The organism is Dyella sp. 2RAB6 (assembly GCF_052115385.1).
Taxonomy (GTDB): Bacteria; Pseudomonadota; Gammaproteobacteria; order Xanthomonadales; family Rhodanobacteraceae; genus Dyella_D.
This window is the reverse complement of sequence record NZ_JBFRGP010000010.1, coordinates 1-18,887: the sequence shown is the minus strand read 5'-3', so window position 1 is coordinate 18,887 and position 18,887 is coordinate 1. Positions and strand designations below refer to the sequence as shown.

The window sequence follows — 18,887 nt, the reverse complement described above, 5'->3', positions numbered from 1 at the left end:
CGCCACGCCTTTCGTATTCCATATGGACGTCCAAACGTCCGCGCATAAAAAACCCCCGCCGGAGCGGGGGTTTCAAGGGTAGTTCTGCTTCGATCCGTTGCCGGATTTACTGCCCTTCCGTAAAGCCGATCTTGGTGAGGCCGTAGCTCTTGGCAGCGGCCAGCACACGGGCCACGTGCTCGTAAGCCACGCCGTCGTCCGCATTGATCTGCAGCTCGGGCTGGTTGGACTGGCTGGCGATCACCGCGATCTGCGCCCGCAGGCCCAGTTCGTCGACCGGCGTATCGTTCCAGTACAACGCGCCCGCCTGGTCGATCTTCAAGCGGATCGGGTCCGGCGGGTTTTCCGGCTGGATCACGTTCGGATTCGGCTGCGGAAGGTCGATCTTTACTTTGTGCGTCAGGATGGGAGCCGTGATCATGAAGATGATCAGGAGCACCAGCATCACGTCGACAAGCGGCGTGACGTTGATATCCGCCATCGGTCCCTTGCCGCTTCCACTACTGAATGCCATGACTCTTACTCCTTGCCGGTCGTGATGAAACCGACATGGACCATGCCCTGCTCCTTGGCGCTGCCAAGAACCTTACGCACGATCTTGTACTCCGTCGTCTTGTCCGCACGGATCTGCAGCTCCGGCTGCGGCGACTTCGACGCCGCAACCGCGAACTGAGCCTTCAACTCGGCTTCCGTCACCTCGACATCGTTGAGGTACATCGTGCCATCGGGCTTGATTGCCAGATCCATGGGCTCGACCTGCTCCGCATCGACAACCTTCGGATTCGCGGTCGGCAAGTCAACGGTGATCCGGTGGGACATCAGCGGCGCAGTGATCATGAAGATGATCAGCAGTACCAGCATGACGTCGACCAGCGGCGTCACGTTGATTTCCGACATCGGACCGCCGGAACTGTCTCCAGAGCTCATCGCCATGGGTCAATCCCTCACTTGCCTTCGACGCGCGCGCCGGTGGCGAAGAAGTCGTGCAGGTCGTGCGCGAATTCGTCGAACTGAGCGTAGGTCAGGCGGTTGGAGCGGTTGAAGAAGTTGTAGGCGAGCACCGCCGGGATCGCGGTGAACAGACCGAACGCGGTCATGATCAGCGCCTCACCCACCGGACCGGCCACCGCTTCCATCGACGCGTTGCCCGTCGCCGAGATCTTGATCAGCGCGTGGTAGATGCCCCACACGGTGCCGAGCAGACCGATGAACGGTGCCGACGAACCGACCGTGGCGAGCAAGGTCAGGCCGCCTTCAAGGCGCAGGCTCTCGCGAGCCACGGCCTGGCGCAGGGCGCGGTCGATGAACTCGGAGCGGCTGAGCGACTCGGCCAGGCGACCACCGCCGGCGGAAGCCTGCTGGTGATGGGCCACCGCGGAAGCGGCGTCCAGCGCGATCTTCGAGAAGGGTTCGCCCTTGGGCTGAGCTTCCAGCTCGCGGATCGCATCCTGCGTGGAGCTGTTGGTCCAGAAGCCGCTGATCACCTTATCGGCGCGGCCACGAACCATCGCATTGCGAATCGCGTTGGCGATGATGAAGTACCAGGAGGCGAAGGACATCACCACCAGCACCACAAACACGATCCAGCCAAGGAAATCGAAGTTGTGGATCAGATGGTCGAAGCCCATCGACTTCATGGCTTCGGCGTTGGAGGTACCGCCGGGGGTCGGAGAAGGAGTTTGTTGGAACATAACGCTACCCTTGGAAAGTCAAGCGTGAACTGGTTGACCGTAACTTTTGGTTACAGCTGATTGAGATTGAAGTTGACCGGAACTCGGACGTAACCCTCGGTCTTCTGTCCGTTCCTGACATTCGGATTGAAGCGCCACTTGCGTGCCGTTTCAATCGCAGCCTGATCCAGCTCACGGTAACCGCTGGACGTTTCCACCTTGATGTCCTTGGGCGAACCATCGACGCCGACAAGAATCATCAGGGTAACCGTGCCCTCGTGGCGCTGGCGAATCGCCTGCGGCGGATACTTGGGCTGAATGCGGCTGTTGTAGCTGATGTCCTGGCTGGCCGTGATGTCCGAAGGCGGAGCCGGGGGAGCAGGCGGAGCCGGGGGCGGGGCCGGGATCGGATTCGACGACGCTTCCTCGACAGCCGGCGGCGGCGACGGCGGCGGCGGAGTCGGCGGCGGCTGCACCTGCTGAATGATCTTCGGCGGCGGCTGCTTCGGCGGTTCCGGCGGCGGCGGCGGCGGAGGGGGCGGCGGCGGCGGCGGCTCGATGAAGTTCACCTGGACGATGCGTTCCTTCTTCTGCTGATCCGTCTTCGGCGGCGCCATCGGCGCCACCAGCAAGAGGAACGCGAACGCATGCAGCGCGATGGCAACAGCCAGCGCCCAGGTACGCCTCCAATTGAACGGCCCTTGGCCGGTTGCTTCGTTACTTGAGGCCATCTGTCACTAATCTGAAGCTAATTAATCGGTGAGACGTGGTCACGACACTTGGCGGCAAGTTGTCTCCACGAAGGATGACATTTGCCACTGGACACGAACACGGGAAGGTTTCAACGGTACACCAGCACATGGCGTTTGTATAGCATCTGAGGGGCAGATAAATGGACGTCCATCCGCCCTTCAGGTAGCGCTTGAAAACGCCTCTGCTGGCCTTACTTGCCGGCTCCTGCCGTCTTCAACCAGGCCTTCGCTTTGTCGGCCGTGGCAGGGTCCTGTGCAGCCTTCTGCATGGCTGCGATCGCACCCTGCTTGTCCTTGAGTCCGCGGCACGCTTCGGCCAGCAACATGTAGGCCGTGCCCTTGTGCTGCACACCCTTGTCGATGCCCTGCTGGATCAGCGTTTTCGCTTCGGCATTCTTGCCTTCGCTCATGAGCAGCTGGCCGGCGCGGATCGCAGCCTCGCCATCGCTCGCCTTGCCCATCGCCTTCTTGTAGGCGCTGATGGCGTCGGCGGGCTTGTCAGCGACATAGGACGCATCGCCGAGCAGCTTGAGGTTCTCGTAGCTGTCCGTCACCACGCCCTTGCTCATGCCCTCGTTGAGGGCGGCGGCAGCCTTGGCGGCATTGGGCTTGGGGTCGGAGCTGTCCTGGCCGGTGACCAGATAAAGCTTGGCGAGATTGACGTAGTCCTTCTCGGTCTTGAATCCGCCGGCGGCCTTCGACTTCTCCATCAGCTGGATCGCTTCCGGATACTTCTGCGACTGCATCAGCACGGCGACAGCGTTGTTCAGCGCGCCGGAGTCGTTCGGGTTGGCGGCGAGCTGCTGCTGCGCAAGCTGCGCGGCCTGGTCGCCCTGGCCGGACTCGGAGTAGCTGGCCATCAGAATCTGGTTCCAGCTGTCGTTCGGCTTGTCGGTCAGCGACTGCGCCTTCTTGATCGCGGCGATGGCCTGCGGGTACTTCTCAAGACGGTAGTAGGCGTTGCCTTCGAGTGCGTACGACTCGGCGGTTTCCTTCTTGCCGTCGGTGCGCCACTTCTCGATGGTGTCGATCGCCGGCTGGTACTGCTCGTCGGCCAGGTAGAACTGGGCGAGCATGTACTGCAACTGGAAGTAGGTGTCGTTCGGCATCACGCCGATATCAATCGAACGCTTCAGCAGGCCGATCGCGCCCTTCACGTCCTGATCGTTGTAATGCAGGTTGGCCAGGCCCTGCAGGGCCAGCGCCTGTGCGTACTTGCTCTTGCTGCTGTCGATGATCGGCTGGAGGATCTGCTCCGCCTTCGCCTTGTCCTGCGAATTGACTGCGTCGAGGCCGTCGTTCAGTGCCTTCTGATCTTTCTCGCTGGAGAGATCCAGCTTCGGCTCGGCGCGCGTCGCGTTCGGGTACAGCGCTTCCTTCTTTTCCTTGGAATTGCTGTCCTTCGCGATCACCGGGCTGCTCGCCAGGGTCAGTGCAAGCGCCGCTCCGGCGAGCATCTTGATCAGGGGAACGTGCTTCATGGCAGTCCTCGTGTAAGGGTTCACGCACAAGGTGCGCGGGGGATCGTTGAGCGTAACCCGAGCGGGCGCTAGGAAACAAGTCGCAGTGCCGCAACAAACTTTGTTAAAAATCAATAAGTTGCAACATTCCCCGGCGAATCTTTTGCAGATGACCCCGTCAGAGGTCACGTAGGCGTTCGCGTACAAACCTCGGAGAATCGTCCGATTGTCCCGCGTGCAGCAAACGATGTCCTTATCGACCAAAGTCGATAGGGCTTTAATCGGGCGTTGACGTTTGTGCTTTCGTGCTAATGCATTAATGCGCGGGTGCAAAGAAAAGGGCCTGCATGCGTCGTCCGAAGACGAGCAAGGCAGGCCCTCCTGGCCGGCGCTTGAACCTCAGATATCGAGGTTCGCGACCTTAAGCGCATTCGCCTCGATGAACTCGCGACGCGGCTCGACCGCCTCGCCCATCAGCATCGAGAACATCTGGTCCGCCACGAAGGCGTCTTCGATGCCCACCTGCAGCATGCGGCGCGTCTCCGGGTTCACCGTGGTTTCCCACAGCTGCTCCGGATTCATTTCGCCCAGGCCCTTGAAGCGCTGGATGGTGCGGCCCTTCTTCGCTTCGTCCAGCAGCCAGCCGCGCACGTCGGCAAAGCTGAGCACGCCGCGCGAGGCATTGCCGCGACGGACCACTGCATCCGCCTGCACCAGGCCGGCCATCTGCTGGCTGGCGTGCAGGATCGGACGGAACTCCGAGCCGGCGAAGAACGGCTGCGGCAGCAGCCAGGTGTGGCTGAGGCCGTGCTGGTCGCGCACCACTTCGATCGCCGCCGGCTGCTCGTCCACCGCCGGGCGCAGGGCCAGGCGGTAACGCGGCTTGCCCAGCCCGCTGGAGGCCAGACGCTTGGCCGCGGCATCCAGCCACGCCTGCATCGCGGCCGGATCGGCCCACAGTGCGGCTTCCACCGGCGCGTGCTCGAGGAAGGCGGTGAGCACATTGGCGTCGAAGCGATGGCCGAGGCGTTCGATCTGGTCCAGCGCCGACTGGTAATCGCGCAGCAGCTTTTCCAGTGCTTCCCCGGTGATCGGCGGCGCGTCCGGGCTGTAGGTCAGCTCGGCATTATCGACGGCGCTGGCGATCAGGTAGGTGTTGAGCGCCGCGTCGTCCTTCAGGTACTGCTCGTGCTTGCCCTGCTTCACCTTGTACAGCGGCGGCAAGCCGATATAGATGTGGCCGCGCTCGATCAGCTCGGGCATCTGGCGATAGAAGAACGTCAGCAGCAGGGTGCGGATGTGCGAGCCGTCCACGTCCGCGTCGGTCATGATGACGATGCGGTGGTAGCGCAGCTTGTCCGGGTTGTACTCCTCCTTGCCGATGCCGGTGCCCAGCGCGGTGATCAGGGTGCCGACCTCGGCCGAGGACAGCATCTTGTCGAAGCGCGCCTTCTCGACGTTGAGGATCTTGCCCTTCAGCGGCAGCACGGCCTGGGTCTTGCGGTTGCGGCCCTGCTTGGCCGAACCGCCGGCGGAGTCACCCTCGACCAGGAACAGCTCGCACAACGCGGGATCCTTCTCCTGGCAATCGGCCAGCTTGCCCGGCAAGCCGGCGATATCCAGCGCACCCTTGCGGCGGGTCATCTCGCGCGCCTTGCGCGCCGCCTCGCGGGCGCGGGCCGCGTCGACCACCTTGGAGGCGATCGCCTTGGCTTCGTTCGGGTGCTCCAGCAGGAACTCGCCCAGCTTCTCGTTGACGGCCTGCTCCACCGCGGTCTTCACCTCGGAGGAAACCAGCTTGTCCTTGGTCTGCGAGGAGAACTTCGGATCCGACACCTTCACCGACAGCACGGCGATCAGGCCTTCGCGCATGTCGTCGCCGGACAGGGCGACCTTGGCGTTCTTGGCCAGGCCGGACTTCTCGATGTAACCCTGCAGCGAGCGCGTCAGCGCGGCACGGAAACCGGTGAGGTGGGTGCCGCCGTCACGCTGCGGAATGTTGTTGGTGAAGCAGAACATCGTCTCCTGGTAGGAGTCGGTCCACTGCATCGCCAGCTCCACCGAAACGCCGTCCTGCATCGCGCTGAGGTTGATCACGTTCGGATGGAGCGCGGTCTTGAGCTGCGCCAGATGCTGCACGAAGGAACGAATGCCGCCCTCGTAGGCGAATGTGTCGTGGCGGCCTTCGCCGCGCTCGTCCTTCAGGTCGATCGTGACGCCGGAGTTGAGGAAGGCCAGTTCGCGCAGGCGCTTGGCCAGGATCTCGTAATGGAACTCGACGTCGGAGAAGGTTTGCGTGCTGGGCAGGAAACGAACCGTGGTGCCGTGCTTGGACGAGGGAGCCACCACCTTGACCGGGTACAGCGGCTCGCCCATGGCGTATTCCTGCTGATGCTCCTGGCCCTCGCGGTAGATCGTCAGCCAGAGGTGGGCGCTGAGCGCGTTCACCACGGACACGCCCACGCCATGCAGGCCGCCCGACACCTTGTAGGAGTTGTCGTCGAACTTGCCGCCGGCGTGGAGGACAGTCATCACCACTTCCGCGGTGGAACGGCCTTCTTCTGGATGGATGCCCACCGGGATGCCACGGCCGTTGTCGCTGACGCTGACCGAGCCATCCTCATGGATGGTCACGATGACGTGGTCGCAATGGCCGGCCAGGGCTTCGTCGATCGAGTTGTCGACGACTTCGAACACCATGTGGTGCAGGCCCGTGCCGTCATCGGTGTCGCCGATGTACATACCGGGGCGCTTGCGCACCGCTTCAAGACCTTTGAGTACCTTGATGTTGCTCGAATCGTAGGAAGAATTCATGCCTTGATCGTTTCCTGGCGCCAGCTGCCCTGCCCGGCACGGCGCCTGAGAGCCGGAGCAGGGACACTAAGGGGTAATTATAGCAGGCGCAGCGACTTTCCCTTGTTCCACGTGGAACACATGCGCTGAGAGGCCCTGTAACGGCGCTGGGAGCTCGGTTCCCGTAACCAGCACCTGGGCACCGACCCCGGACAACTGCTTCACCACGGCCGTCTGATGGGCGAGGTCGAGTTCGGAGGCCAGGTCGTCGAGACAGACCACGGGCCACTCCCCCTTCTGGCCGGCGAACAAGGCGGCCTGGGCTAACAGGCAGCCGAGCGCGGTGAGTTTCTCCTGCCCACGGGACAGGTGCTCCCGCAAAGGGGCATGCTCGAAGCTGATGGACCAGTCGGCGCGGTGCACGCCCTGGGTGGTATGTCCGCGGGAAAGATCCCGATCTCGCTGCTCCGCCAGCACCTCCGCCAGATCTCGTTCCTCCGGCCAGCCCCGCCGATAACGGAGCTGGATCGCCCCAAGCTCAGGCAACAGGCCTCCAATGGTTTGCTCCAGATGGGGGAGCAACTGGTCGAGGTAACGACTCCGCATCAGGTGGATTCGCTCCCCCATCTGGGAAAGCTCGGCCTCCCAGGAGAGAAACAGCTCCGCGGCGATGGCTCCTGCGGCGCGCAACAGGCTGTTTCGCTGCTTTAAGGCTCGTTGGTAGCGCCGCCAAGCCAACAGAAACTCGTGTTCCACGTGAAACACACCCCAATCCAGGTAGCGGCGCCGCTCCTCCGCCCCGCCAGCGATCAATGCGTGCGAGCCGGGCTCGAAGCACACGACGGCGCATTCGCTGACCACCTCGCCGAGGCTTGCGGTCCGTCCGTCCAGGCGTGCTTCCCAACGCGCACCCTCTCGCCCAAGACCTACCCGTCCGATCCGACCATCCAGGTGGCGGATCTCGCCAAACACCGACAGCGCCGAAGCGCCTCGCTGCAGCAAGACTTCCCTGGCTGCTCCGCTACGGAAAGATCTTCCATGGGAAAGCAGGAACGCTGCCTCCAGCACGCTGGTCTTCCCTGCCCCATTGGCCCCGATGAAGGCATGAATGCCCTCTCCCAGCTCGACATCAGCCTCGGCCAGACAGCGCAAGCCGCGAATCCGCAGACGCTCCAGCCTCATGGCAGAAGCCCAGAAGCAAGAACGCCGGAGCGTCTTGCGACGGCTCCGGCGTTGCTGGCTCGCGTGCTGGCCTGATCGGCCCGCCTCGCTTTCGCCATCAGAGGCGCAACGGCATGATCACGTGCCGTGCCTCTTCACTATCGTCTTCCTGCACCAGGCAGCTCGATTGCGCGTCGCGCAGATTCAAGCGAGCCCGTTCGCCGCGCAGCGCGGAAAGCGCATCGAGCAGATAGCCGACGTTGAAGCCCACAGCGAGATCGGAAACGACGGTTTCCGCTTCCAGTTCTTCCACGGCTTCTTCCTGCTCGGGATTGTGCGCGACGATGCGCAGCTTGCCCGACGACAGTTCCAGCTTCACGCCGCGGTACTTCTCGTTCGAAAGGATCGCCGCACGCTGCAGCGCACTGCGCAGCACTTCGCGATCCAGCGTGGCCGACTTGTCCGCACCGAGCGGAATCACCGCTTCGTAGTCCGGGAATCGGCCATCGATCAGCTTCGAGGTAAACACCACGTCGCCGCGACGCACGCGCAGATGGTTGCGTCCGAACTCCAGTTCCACCTGGCCGTCGCCGGTCTCGAACAAGCCGATCAGCTCGTTGACGCCCTTGCGCGGAATGATGATCTGGCGGCGGGTGGAAACCTTACTGTCCAGCTTGGTTTCCTTAAGCGCCAGGCGATGGCCGTCGGTGGCCACGCAACGCAGGGTGTGCTCCTGCAGATCCAGCAGCATGCCGTTCAAGTAGTAGCGCACGTCCTGATTCGCCATAGCGAACGCGGTGCGCTCCATCAGGTCGCGCAGCACCTCTTCCGGCAGGCTCACCCGTTCCACCAGCTCGATCTCGTCGATAGTGGGGAACTCGGTCGCCGGCAAGGTGGCCAGCGTGAAGCGGCTGCGACCTGCGTTCAGCGCGATGCGGTCGCCGTTGAGCTTCAAGTCGATCTGCGCGCCGTCCGGAAGCGCACGCACGATATCGAACAACTTGCGCGCTGGAATGGTGATCTCGCCGTCCACCAGCTTATCGGCTGGCGTGGTGGCGACCATCTCGACTTCGAGATCGGTGCCCGTCAGCGAAAGCTTGCCGTCGCCGACCTTGACCAGCAGGTTCGCGAGTACAGGCAGGGTCTGGCGACGCTCGACTACGCCGACGACCTGTTGCAGCGGCTTGAGCAGAGCTTCTCGTTGGATGCTGAATTGCATGTAGGCGCTTCCCCTAAACCTGCTGTTCTGTTTTTAAAAGAAGTTCTGTGGTGGTAGTAGGTGCCGTGGATAACTTGAAAACTCGTTTTTCCACTTGTAAATCAAACACTTAATCAAACAAGGCGGTGTGCTCGAACAGGCCCGCAGCATGTGGGTCGATTGTGGATAACTGGGGGGCCGGCTTACGTCCACCTATTATCCACAGCTTCCACCCTCCCTTTTCAAGCGCTTATCCCCACCAGCCTCGATTTCATCAACCGGTGAGGATGCGGATCAGCTGTTCCCAGTCCTGCCGCATGCGCGTATCGGTCTCGCACAGCTTCTTGATGGTGCGGCAGGCGTGCAGCACGGTGGTGTGATCGCGCCCGCCGAACGCCTCGCCGATCTCCGGCAGGCTGTGCTCGGTCAGTTCCTTGGACAGAGACATCGCCATCTGCCGCGGCCGCGCCAGCGAACGCACGCGCCGCTTGGACAGCAGATCCTGCAGGCGCACCTGGTAGTAGTCCGCCACCGTCTTCTGGATGTTCGGCACCGTCACCGCCTGCGCATGCGTCGCCAACAGGTCGCGCAGCGTCTCTTCGGCGAACTCGGTGGTGATCGGCTTGCCGTAGAAGTTGGCGCGCGCGGCCAGCGTGTTGAGCGCGCCTTCGAGGTCGCGCACGTTGGAACGGATGCGCTTGGCCAGCAGCATCGCCACGTTCTCGCTTACCGCCACGCCCTTCTCTTGAGCCTTAGCCAGCAGGATCGCTGCGCGCGTTTCGAAGTCCGGCGGCTCGATCGCCACCGACAGGCCCCAGCCCAGGCGCGACTTCAGCCGCGGCTCGAGCTTGTCCACTTCCTTCGGATAGCGGTCGCAGGTAAGGATGATCTGCTGCTTGGATTCGAACAGCGCGTTGAAGGTGTGGAAGAACTCTTCCTGCGTGGTGTCCTTGCCGGCGAAGAACTGGATGTCGTCGATCAGCAGCGCGTCGACCGAGCGGAAGCGCCGCTTGAACTCGTCCATGCTCTTGGTGCGCAGCGCCTCGATCATCGAGCCGACAAATTGCTCCGAGCGCAGGTACAGCACCTTGAAGTTCGGATTGCGCTCGCGCATCAGGTTGCCGGCGGCGTGCATCAAATGGGTTTTGCCCAGGCCGGTGCCGCCGTACAGCAGCAGCGGGTTGTAGGCGCGGCCCGGGTTCATCGCCACCTGCATCGCGGCGGCCTTGCCCAACTGGTTCGACTTGCCCTCGACGAAGGTTTCGAAGGTGTAGTGCGGGTCCAGGTTATGGCCGAACGGCGCGGGTGGCTGGATCGGCGTCGGCTCTGCCACGGCGGGCACCGGCGCGGGGCGCGCCATCGACGAAGCCGGACGCGCCGGCACGCGGGCGGCGCTCGAACCTACTTCCAGGCGCACCGACAGCTCGTGACCGGTGAGCTGGTGGAGCATCGCCTCGATGCGCGGCAGATAGCGCTGGCGCACGGTGTCCAGGGTGTAGGGATTCGGCGCGAACAACTGCAGACCCATGGTGTCGTCGCGAGCCTGCAGCGGCATCAGCCAGGTGTGCAGGTCCTCGGCGCTCAATTCGCCTTCGAGACGCTCCAGACAGCGCCGCCACAGATCACTCATGGGTATTCTTCAGCCACAGCAGGGGCGCTTGCGCGCGGGGTGGACCGAGAAGTCTAACAGCAGCTTGGCGGTTCTCGGCCAGCGCCTATCCACACAATTATCCACAGGATACGCAAACCCCCGATGCAGCGGGTGTTTGACATCTCGCTTCTGCGCCCGGCATAATTTCCAACCTTTTATTCACCTACCCAAGAGGAGGAAGCCATGTCGAAGCGGACCTTCCAGCCCAGCAAGCTCAAGCGCGCCCGCACGCACGGCTTTCGTGCCCGTATGGCCACGGCCGACGGTCGCAAGATCCTGAACGCCCGTCGTGCCAAGGGCCGCAAGCACCTGATCCCGTAAGCGGAGCGCCTGCATGCGTGCCGGACTGCCGCGCGAGGCGCGGATCCGTCGCGCCGGTGACTTCGCCGCGATGCGCAATGCCAGCGGCCGCCTCGGCGGCCGCTGTTTTTCTGTGCGCTACAGGGACAACGGGCTCGGCCAGGCCCGGCTCGGACTGGCCATCTCCAAGCGCGTGTCCAAGCGCGCTGTCGAGCGCAATCGCATCAAGCGCCTGCTGCGCGAATCCTTCCGGCGCATCCGCGCCCAGCTTCCGGCCGTCGATCTGCTGGTGATGGCGCGTGACCACGCCAACGGCCTGCCCGGTCCCGAACTGCTCGCCGACATCGATCATCTGTGGAAGAAGCTGGTTTCGCAGAAGTCCGGGCCCATATCCAAGGCCGACTCACATTGAAGCCGGGCGACGCGGCCGGCACAATCGCGCGTTGACCTTCTTCCTGCCTTCCTCTCTGCGGCTCGCAGCCGCGGCGCTCACCGGATCTGTCACGCGATGAATCAAACGCGCACGTTCCTCACCTTTGCCCTGCTGGCCGTGGCTTATCTGCTGTGGATGGCCTGGGACAAGGACTACAGCCCGAAGCCGGCCCCCGCGCCGGTGGCAAGCGCCAGCAGCGCCGCGGTGCCTTCCGCCGACAACGGCGGCAATGTCCCCACCGCAAGCTCCAGTGCCGGTGCGGCCGCGGTGCCCGCTACTGGCGGCAGCGCGACCGAAGCCAAGGCCCAGCTGATCACCATCAGCAGCGACGTGCTGCGCCTCACCGTCGATACCCGCGGCGGCAGCGTGGTGCGCTCCGAGCTGCTGCACTACCCGTCGGAGCCGGTCACCAAGAAGGACCCAAGCCCCGCGCCGGTGCGTCTGCTCGACGAGCAGCCCGAACACTACTTCGCGGCGCAGAGCGGCCTGGCCAGCGCGCAGGGCAATGGCGCCTCGGTCGCGCCGACGCACCTGTCGGTGTTCGAGAGCGCGCAGAGCGCCTACCAGCTCGCCGAAGGCCAGAACGAGCTGAAGGTCGACCTCAGCTGGCACGACGCCGCGGGCTTCAAGGTCACCAAGAGCTACACACTCAAGCGCGGCAGCTACGACGTCTCGATGCAGCAGAAGATCGAGAACGGCAGCGCCGTCGCCTGGCAGGGCAATGCCTACGAGCAGCTGCAGCGCGCCGGCCAGCCGAACAACCGCAGCTGGCTGCAGAACTACACCGATCCGGCCGCGCACAGCTTCTTCGGCGCCGGCTGGTATAGCCCGCAGGACAAGTTCGAGACCCTGGCTTTCACCGACTACCAGAAGAAGCCGCTCAACCGCCCGATCACCGGCGGCTGGGCTGCGATGCTGCAGCATTACTTCGTGGTCGCGTGGATCCCGCCGGCACAGGAAGCGAACGGCTACTCCACCAGCATCGTCAATCCGGATACGGCACAGCCGTACTACCTGATCCGCACGGTCGGCCCCTCGCTCACCGTCGCGCCGGGCCAGAGCGCCATCGCCGGCTCGCGCCTGTACCTCGGTCCGAAGCTGCAGGGCACGCTCGACCAGGTCGCGCCGGGCCTGGAGCTGTCGACCAACTACGGCTGGCTCACCGTCATCTCGCAGCCGCTGCACTGGCTGCTGTCCAAGCTGCACGGGATCAGCGGCAACTGGGGCGTGGCGATCATCCTGCTGGTGCTGCTGCTGAAGGCCGCGCTGTGGAAGCTCACCGCCGCACAGTTCCGCTCCGGCGCGCGCATGCGCAAGCTGCAGCCTCGCGTCACCGCGCTCAAGGAGCGCTATGGCGACGACAAGATGAAGATGCAGCAGGCGATGATGGAGCTGTACAAGAAGGAGAAGGTGAACCCGATGGCCGGCTGCCTGCCGATCCTGGTCACCTTCCCCGTCTTCCTCGGCCTGTACCGCGTGCTGATGGAAAGCGTCGAACTGCGCCAGGCGCCGTTCTTCGGCTGGATCCACGACCTGTCCGCGCCCGATCCGTTCTTCGTGCTGCCGGCGATCTATGTGCTGGTGATGCTGGGCACGCAGTGGCTCACCCCCACCACCGGCATGGATCCGACCCAGGCCAAGATGATGAAGGTGATGCCGATCCTGTTCGCCGTGCTGTTCGCCTTCTTCCCCTCCGGCCTGGTGCTGTACTGGGTGATCAACGGCGCGACCAGCCTGGCGCAGCAGTGGTTCATCACCCGCCAGGTGGACCAGGCCGAGCACAAGGCCAAGACCGCCTGATAAAAAGAAGAGGCCGCGCAAGCGGCCTTTTCTTTTTGCGGCGAAGATAATCCCGAGCATGAGCCACGTCGCCGACACCATTGCCGCCATCGCCAGCGCCGCCGGAGCAGCCGGCGTCGGCGTGCTGCGCGTGTCGGGGCCGGCGGTGCCGGCGATCGCGCACGTGTTGCTAGGTCGGGAAGCCACGCCGCGCCACGCGCATTTCGCCGCGTTCCGCGATGTGGCCGGCGAATTGATCGACCGCGGCCTGCTGCTCTACTTCCCCGCCCCGGCCTCGTACACCGGCGAACACGTGCTGGAACTGCAAGGCCACGGCAACGCCGTGCTGCTCGATACGCTGCTGCGCCGCGTGTGCGAACTCGGCGCGCGCCTGGCCCGCCCCGGCGAATTCACCGAACGCGCCTTCCTCAACGGCAAGCTCGATCTGGCGCAGGCCGAAGCGGTGGCCGATCTGATCGCCGCCGGTTCGCAAGCCGGCGCGCGCGCCGCGCTGCGTTCGATGGAAGGCGTGTTCTCGCGCCGCGTGGATGCGTTGCTGCAGGCGCTGATCGCCCTGCGCGTGCATATCGAAGCGGCGATCGACTTCCCCGAAGAGGAAATCGACTTCCTCGCCGATCCGGCGATCGCCCGCAAGCTCAAGTCATTGCGCGAACAACTGGCCGAGCTGCTGCGTGAAACCCAGCGCGGCGTGCGCCTCACCGACGGCCTGCGTGTCGCCATCATCGGCCGCCCGAACGCCGGCAAATCCAGCCTGCTCAACGCGCTCGCCGGCAGCGACCGCGCCATCGTCACCGACATTGCCGGCACCACGCGCGACGTGCTGCGCGAAAACCTCGATCTCGACGGCGTCGCACTGGAACTGGCCGACACCGCCGGCCTGCGCGACACCGACGACCCGGTGGAGCGCGAAGGCGTACGCCGCGCGCGCCACGAACTGACCCGCGCCGATGTCGCCCTGCTGGTCACCGATGCCGCCGGCGCGGAGCAGGACCAGCAACTGTTCGCCGATGTGCGCGCCGATGTCGAACGCATCGTGCTGGTGAACAAGATCGATCTGGACCCGCGTCCGTCGCACAGCGAGATGCGCGCCGACACCTGGTGGCTCTGGGCCTCCGTCAGGACCGGCGACGGCCTCGACGTACTGCGCGACCACCTCAAGCGCCTGGCCGGCGCCGGCAGCGGCGAAGGTGCGTTCAGCGCGCGCCGCCGCCATGTGCTCGCGCTCGAACTCGTCGCCGAACATCTGGACCGCACCGCCGCCGTACTGCTCGACGTGCACGCCGGCGAACTCGCCGCCGAGGAACTGCGCCACGCGCAGCATGCGCTGGGCGACATCACCGGCACCTACAGCAGCGACGATCTGCTGGGGGCGATCTTCAGTTCGTTCTGCATCGGGAAGTGAAAACAAACGCAGGACGCATGCTAATCGCCGTCTTTCTTGAGGCGCTTGGCCCGCTCCCGTTCCAGTTGAGGAATCCCCTTGTCGGGGACCGGTAGAGCCTCCGGCATCGTGCCGCCGAGCTCCTGGATGGTCTTCCTTACTTTTCGGCCCACATCGTGGTGAGCCTGGTTGGCTTGCGACTTGCCCTGAATCCGATCTCGCCAAATCTTCTCTTCGGCCTGGGTGGCTCGAAAGAGATTGGCCGCCAGTTCGGTGCTGCCCATATGGTCCAGGATTTTCTGACTCTTCTTCAGTCGCTTGTGCTGATGGATGTCCTTGGCGCCCAGTCCACCGTACAAGCCTTTGTAGCCATGGTCTTGGAAGATGGCGTAGTCGAGCGCTGTTTCCACGCCGGCTCCCTTGGCCGCGACGACGAGGGCTCTATTGTGATGCGTCATCTCCGAGCGCAGCACCAGTCGCCGATCTTCTTCGCTTAAGCGTTCGAACTGCTCGGAATCCGATATCTCCTGGCGCCGGGCTTGTACGGCGAAATAGGTTTGGCCCTGAGCAATCACGGCTTTGGACGGATCGCCGTTCTGGACAATCAGATAGCAGGCATAGCGCGAGAGCTTCCAATCCTCGATTCGGCGCTGCCCGCCTGAGCCGATTTCGACCATTGTGTGGATTTGCGCAAAATGGTCCCGAGGACTCAAGCTACTGTTTTTACAAGCTTCTATTGCCCTCTCGATCACTGGCTGGAAGTTGCGGTACTGCGAGTACTCCAGCACTACCGCCAGCTGGCGAGCGCGCCAGTACTCGGCACCGTCTTCGGCGACGTGACGAATCTCTTCAAAGGTCTTGCCCTGCTTTGGTCCCGCGGGAAGTGCCATGGAGAGTCCCCCGTCATGCAGCGCTACGGCGCCTGTTCGGTCGAATCATAATCAATGGCCCGCGCCAGCAACCTGCGAAAGGCACCACAGTAAGACTTCGCCCTATTGCGCGGTGCTCGACACAACAACCGCTTATCGCATCTCCTAGTACAGCGAATGACGCGTTGGCGCTAACATGCTGAGTTTGCGGGGCGCTGTTTCGGTCGATACGCAGGCATGCTTACTCTTTTCTTCGGCGCCTTCGGGCTGTCCACTCTCTGGTTGATTCCCCTGTTCTGGCGCGCGCTACGCGCCCTCGTCGCCAAAGGCCGCGCGCGGCCGGTGGGTGGTGAAGGCACGATTCGCTATGCGCTGGGCGGTTTGCTGGTGCTGCTTGCGAGCGCCACGCTCGAAGGGCTGGTCGTGGCGCATTACACGGACGATCCGGCGGCTGGCGGCGTGGTGTGCAGGGCGCTGGCCGGCGGCCTCTCTTCGGTGTTCGGCGCGGCGGTCACGGCGCTGCTGATGCTGGCGGTCCTTGCGGTGGCGTTGCGCTGGTATCCCGGCCTGTCGTGGCGCGCGCTGTTCGCGGGGACGTCGTCGAAAGTCGATGGCATCGCCGGCATGATCGAGCGCTTGCTTGCGTGGCGTGGCATCCGTCTTCCGGCCCGCCGTCAGCGCGGCGGTGCGGTGCGCCGTGCGGGTGCGACGCCGGCGACACGGCGTCGGGCGCAGAAGGCTGCGCGTCGTCCGGCTGCTGCGTCAGCGAGCCCGCCCGCGCCGGTGATGGAGCGCGCATCGTCGGCCAACATGGATGCGCAACGCACGAAGTTCTCCGCCGTCGAGCCGGTGATCCGCGAAGCATGGAGACAGCCTCGCGTCGCGCCGGTAGCGGCACCGCGCGTTTCCACGGGGCGCATCGCCGCGGCGATGGCGGCGGCTGCCGAACGCGGCAGCGTGAGTGAGCCGCCGGTACATGCGCGCGTTCAAGCTGCAATCGATCCGCAACCCGTGCACGCGCGCATACATGCATCCGCAGCGATCGAACCGGCGCCCGTCACGATCGTGCCGACGAGCATCCCGCTGACGGAGACCGTGATACCGGAGCCGGTGTTCGTCGAACCTGCAGCGGCCGAGCCGGCACTGGTCGACACGACCGAAGACTTGCCCAGCTTCGCTCCCGCGCCCCAGGTCTCTCACACCGCATCCGCCTCGCCCCACCGCTTCGCCGCCAACGACGATGAGCCTGCTGCCGTTGCCGCCACTCCGGTAGCGCCTGCATCGCGTACACGCACCAACGTCCTGCTCCCTCCGCTTTCCCTGCTCGCCTCGCCGCCGCAAAGCTCCGATGCAGTCAGCGAAACCCAACTCACCGAAACCGGCGAACTGATCGAACAGCGCCTGCGCGAATTCAAGGTGCCGGTGAGTGTGGTCGGCGCTTCCGCCGGCCCGGTCATCACCCGCTTCGAAGTCGAACCCGCCGTCGGCGTGCGCGGCAACCAGATCGTCGCGCTGATGAAGGACCTCGCGCGCGGACTCGGCCGCACCTCGATCCGAGTGGTCGAAACGATCCCCGGCAAGACCTGCATGGGCCTGGAGTTGCCGAACGAGCAGCGCCAGATGATCGCCTTGTCGGAGATCCTCGACTCGCGCGAATACCGCGGCGCCGATTCGCTGCTCACCCTGGCCATGGGCAAGGGCATCACCGGCGAACCGGTGGTGGCCGACCTAGCGCGCGCACCGCACATGCTGGTGGCCGGCACCACCGGCTCCGGCAAGTCGGTGGCGGTGAACGCGATGATCCTGTCGATGCTGTACAAGGCCACGCCCGACGACGTGCGCATGATCATGATCGACCCGAAGATGCTGGAGCTTTCGGTCTACGAGGGCATTCCGCATCTGCTGGCGCCGGTGGTCACCGATATGAAGCTCGCCGCCAATGCGTTGGCCTGGTGCGTGGGCGAAATGGAAAACCGCTACCGCGTGATGTCCGACCTGCGCGTGCGCAACCTTGCCGGCTACAACCATAAGGTGCGCGAAGCACGCGCTGCGGGCCGGCCGTTGCTCAATCCGTTTCCCGCGCATCCGGAAATCCCCGAAACGCTCGATACGCTGCCGATGATCGTGGTGGTGATCGACGAGCTGGCCGACCTGATGATGGTCGCCGGCAAGAAGATCGAGGAACTGATTGCGCGCCTGGCGCAGAAGGCGCGCGCGGCAGGCATCCATTTGATCCTTGCCACGCAGCGACCGTCGGTGGACGTGATCACCGGCTTGATCAAGGCGAACATCCCCACCCGCGTCGCCTTCCAGGTGTCCTCGAAGATCGACTCGCGCACCATCCTCGACCAGATGGGTGCGGAGAGCCTGCTCGGCCAGGGCGACATGCTGTTCCTGCCGCCGGGCACGGGTTATCCGCAGCGCATCCATGGCGCGTTTGTCGCGGACGAGGAAGTGCATCGGGTGGTTGCGCATCTGAAGCAGTACGGTGAGCCGGATTACAAGGACGAGATTCTTGCCGGTCCGCCCGGTGAAGGCGGCAGCGGTGAACTGTTCACCGAGGATGGCGCAGACGCCGAACTCGATCCGCTCTACGACGAGGCCGCCGCCTTCGTGCTGCGTACGCGTCGCGCGTCGATCTCCTTCGTGCAGCGCCAGTTTCGCATCGGCTACAACCGTGCGGCGCGACTGGTGGAAGCGATGGAGGCGGCGGGACTGGTGTCGTCGATGGGGATCAACGGCCAGCGCGATGTGCTTGCGCCAGCGCCGTCGGAATGAAATCACGCGTCTCCATGAAGCAAGCGTAGGTTGGGGTGAGCCAACGGCATCCTGCCTTCGCAGTCGCCGTTGGCTCACCCCAACCTACGCCGAGGGTTGTGCCGTCTCATGCTGTACCTGCTGCCACTGCATGCGCAGATGCGCCTGCGTCGCGCAGCGCGCGCCCATGTCGATAAACGCACCGATGCTTTCAAGCATGATCGGCAAGCGCTTCTTATCTATCTTGCCGCGTTCATGAACCAGCTCAGCCAGCAGTTGAATCGCGTTGTGCGCGTACCGCAGCCACTCGGTGGCATCGTTCAACAACGCATCCGGCCCCGCATCGGGGTCGGAAAAATAATTCGCGTGGCGGGTGATCCACGGTTCGCCAAAGGTGTTCATAAGCAGCTCCTTGCCATGCGCCGCATCTTCGTTTCCTAAAACGGCACGCCGCCAACAGCTCGACGTGCCGCCGACCTTACGGACTCGAGGATTCACCGACGGCCCAATGCTTGGGCGCCGGGCGGCTTGATTGATGAAGTGGGTTGCGGCGTCAGCCGTTTTCGCCGTCGCGCAGGGCGACGTGCCGGGTAGGACGGCTCGGAATAATTCCTGCGAAAACTCTTAGGCCGCGGTTCTTCAACCGTGTCCGCGATGTGGGC

The 18,887-nt window shown here is 64.1% G+C and carries 15 protein-coding genes and 2 pseudogenes; 6 read left to right on the top strand and 11 right to left on the bottom strand.

Annotated elements, in window-relative coordinates; translation table 11 throughout:
- Nucleotides 1–106 precede the first annotated feature (106 nt).
- From AB4083_RS14900 to dnaA, 9 genes are all read right to left on the bottom strand, one after another.
- Nucleotides 107–514: an ExbD/TolR family protein gene (locus AB4083_RS14900; protein ID WP_441608865.1), complete on the bottom strand. Its 408-nt coding sequence runs from the start codon at nucleotides 512–514 to the stop codon at nucleotides 107–109.
- A 5-nt stretch (nucleotides 515–519) separates the two neighbouring features.
- On the bottom strand, nucleotides 520–933 hold the full coding sequence (locus AB4083_RS14895; protein WP_441608864.1) for an ExbD/TolR family protein: 414 nt from the start codon (nucleotides 931–933) through the stop codon (nucleotides 520–522).
- An 11-nt stretch (nucleotides 934–944) separates the two neighbouring features.
- Nucleotides 945–1,691: a MotA/TolQ/ExbB proton channel family protein gene (locus AB4083_RS14890; RefSeq protein ID WP_441608863.1), complete on the bottom strand. Its 747-nt coding sequence runs from the start codon at nucleotides 1,689–1,691 to the stop codon at nucleotides 945–947.
- 50 nt (nucleotides 1,692–1,741) lie between these two features.
- A complete protein-coding gene (locus AB4083_RS14885; RefSeq protein ID WP_441608862.1) occupies nucleotides 1,742–2,401 on the bottom strand; it encodes an energy transducer TonB in 660 nt (219 codons plus the stop codon).
- 212 nt (nucleotides 2,402–2,613) lie between these two features.
- Complete coding sequence (locus AB4083_RS14880) at nucleotides 2,614–3,903, bottom strand: tetratricopeptide repeat protein (protein ID WP_441608861.1); 1,290 nt, start codon at nucleotides 3,901–3,903, stop codon at nucleotides 2,614–2,616.
- Nucleotides 3,904–4,281: 378 nt separating this feature from the next.
- Complete coding sequence (gyrB, locus tag AB4083_RS14875; RefSeq protein ID WP_441608860.1) at nucleotides 4,282–6,696, bottom strand: DNA topoisomerase (ATP-hydrolyzing) subunit B; 2,415 nt, start codon at nucleotides 6,694–6,696, stop codon at nucleotides 4,282–4,284.
- 66 nt (nucleotides 6,697–6,762) lie between these two features.
- Entirely contained in the window at nucleotides 6,763–7,857 is a 1,095-nt protein-coding gene (gene recF / locus AB4083_RS14870; RefSeq protein ID WP_441608859.1) for a DNA replication/repair protein RecF, read from the bottom strand.
- Between the two features lie 97 nt (nucleotides 7,858–7,954).
- Nucleotides 7,955–9,055 (bottom strand): DNA polymerase III subunit beta, encoded by a 1,101-nt coding sequence (gene dnaN, locus AB4083_RS14865; RefSeq protein ID WP_441608858.1) that lies wholly within the window; start codon nucleotides 9,053–9,055, stop codon nucleotides 7,955–7,957.
- 253 nt (nucleotides 9,056–9,308) lie between these two features.
- A complete protein-coding gene (gene dnaA / locus AB4083_RS14860) occupies nucleotides 9,309–10,664 on the bottom strand; it encodes a chromosomal replication initiator protein DnaA (protein ID WP_441608857.1) in 1,356 nt (451 codons plus the stop codon).
- A gap of 204 nt (nucleotides 10,665–10,868) precedes the next feature.
- On the opposite strand from dnaA, the gene rpmH reads away from it, so the two are divergent.
- From rpmH to mnmE, 4 genes are all read left to right on the top strand, one after another.
- Nucleotides 10,869–11,006: a 50S ribosomal protein L34 gene (gene rpmH / locus AB4083_RS14855; protein WP_441608856.1), complete on the top strand. Its 138-nt coding sequence runs from the start codon at nucleotides 10,869–10,871 to the stop codon at nucleotides 11,004–11,006.
- Nucleotides 11,007–11,019: 13 nt separating this feature from the next.
- Nucleotides 11,020–11,397, top strand: a complete 378-nt coding sequence (gene rnpA, locus AB4083_RS14850; protein WP_441608855.1) for a ribonuclease P protein component — start codon at nucleotides 11,020–11,022, stop codon at nucleotides 11,395–11,397.
- Nucleotides 11,398–11,493: 96 nt separating this feature from the next.
- Nucleotides 11,494–13,218: a membrane protein insertase YidC gene (gene yidC, locus AB4083_RS14845; RefSeq protein ID WP_441608854.1), complete on the top strand. Its 1,725-nt coding sequence runs from the start codon at nucleotides 11,494–11,496 to the stop codon at nucleotides 13,216–13,218.
- A gap of 58 nt (nucleotides 13,219–13,276) precedes the next feature.
- A complete protein-coding gene (mnmE, locus tag AB4083_RS14840; RefSeq protein ID WP_441608853.1) occupies nucleotides 13,277–14,620 on the top strand; it encodes a tRNA uridine-5-carboxymethylaminomethyl(34) synthesis GTPase MnmE in 1,344 nt (447 codons plus the stop codon).
- A gap of 20 nt (nucleotides 14,621–14,640) precedes the next feature.
- On the opposite strand, the gene dinD is transcribed toward mnmE, so the two are convergent.
- Nucleotides 14,641–15,489 (bottom strand): DNA damage-inducible protein D, encoded by an 849-nt coding sequence (gene dinD, locus AB4083_RS14835; RefSeq protein ID WP_441608852.1) that lies wholly within the window; start codon nucleotides 15,487–15,489, stop codon nucleotides 14,641–14,643.
- Between the two features lie 216 nt (nucleotides 15,490–15,705).
- On the opposite strand from dinD, the pseudogene AB4083_RS14830 reads away from it, so the two are divergent.
- Nucleotides 15,706–16,047 (top strand): annotated as a pseudogene (locus AB4083_RS14830) (DNA translocase FtsK 4TM domain-containing protein); the annotation flags it as partial.
- Nucleotides 16,048–16,773: 726 nt separating this feature from the next.
- A pseudogene (locus AB4083_RS14825) lies at nucleotides 16,774–18,246 on the top strand (DNA translocase FtsK); the annotation flags it as partial.
- 84 nt (nucleotides 18,247–18,330) lie between these two features.
- Here the strand turns inward: AB4083_RS14825 and AB4083_RS14820 are convergent.
- Complete coding sequence (locus AB4083_RS14820; protein WP_441608851.1) at nucleotides 18,331–18,627, bottom strand: hypothetical protein; 297 nt, start codon at nucleotides 18,625–18,627, stop codon at nucleotides 18,331–18,333.
- Nucleotides 18,628–18,887: the final 260 nt, after the last annotated feature.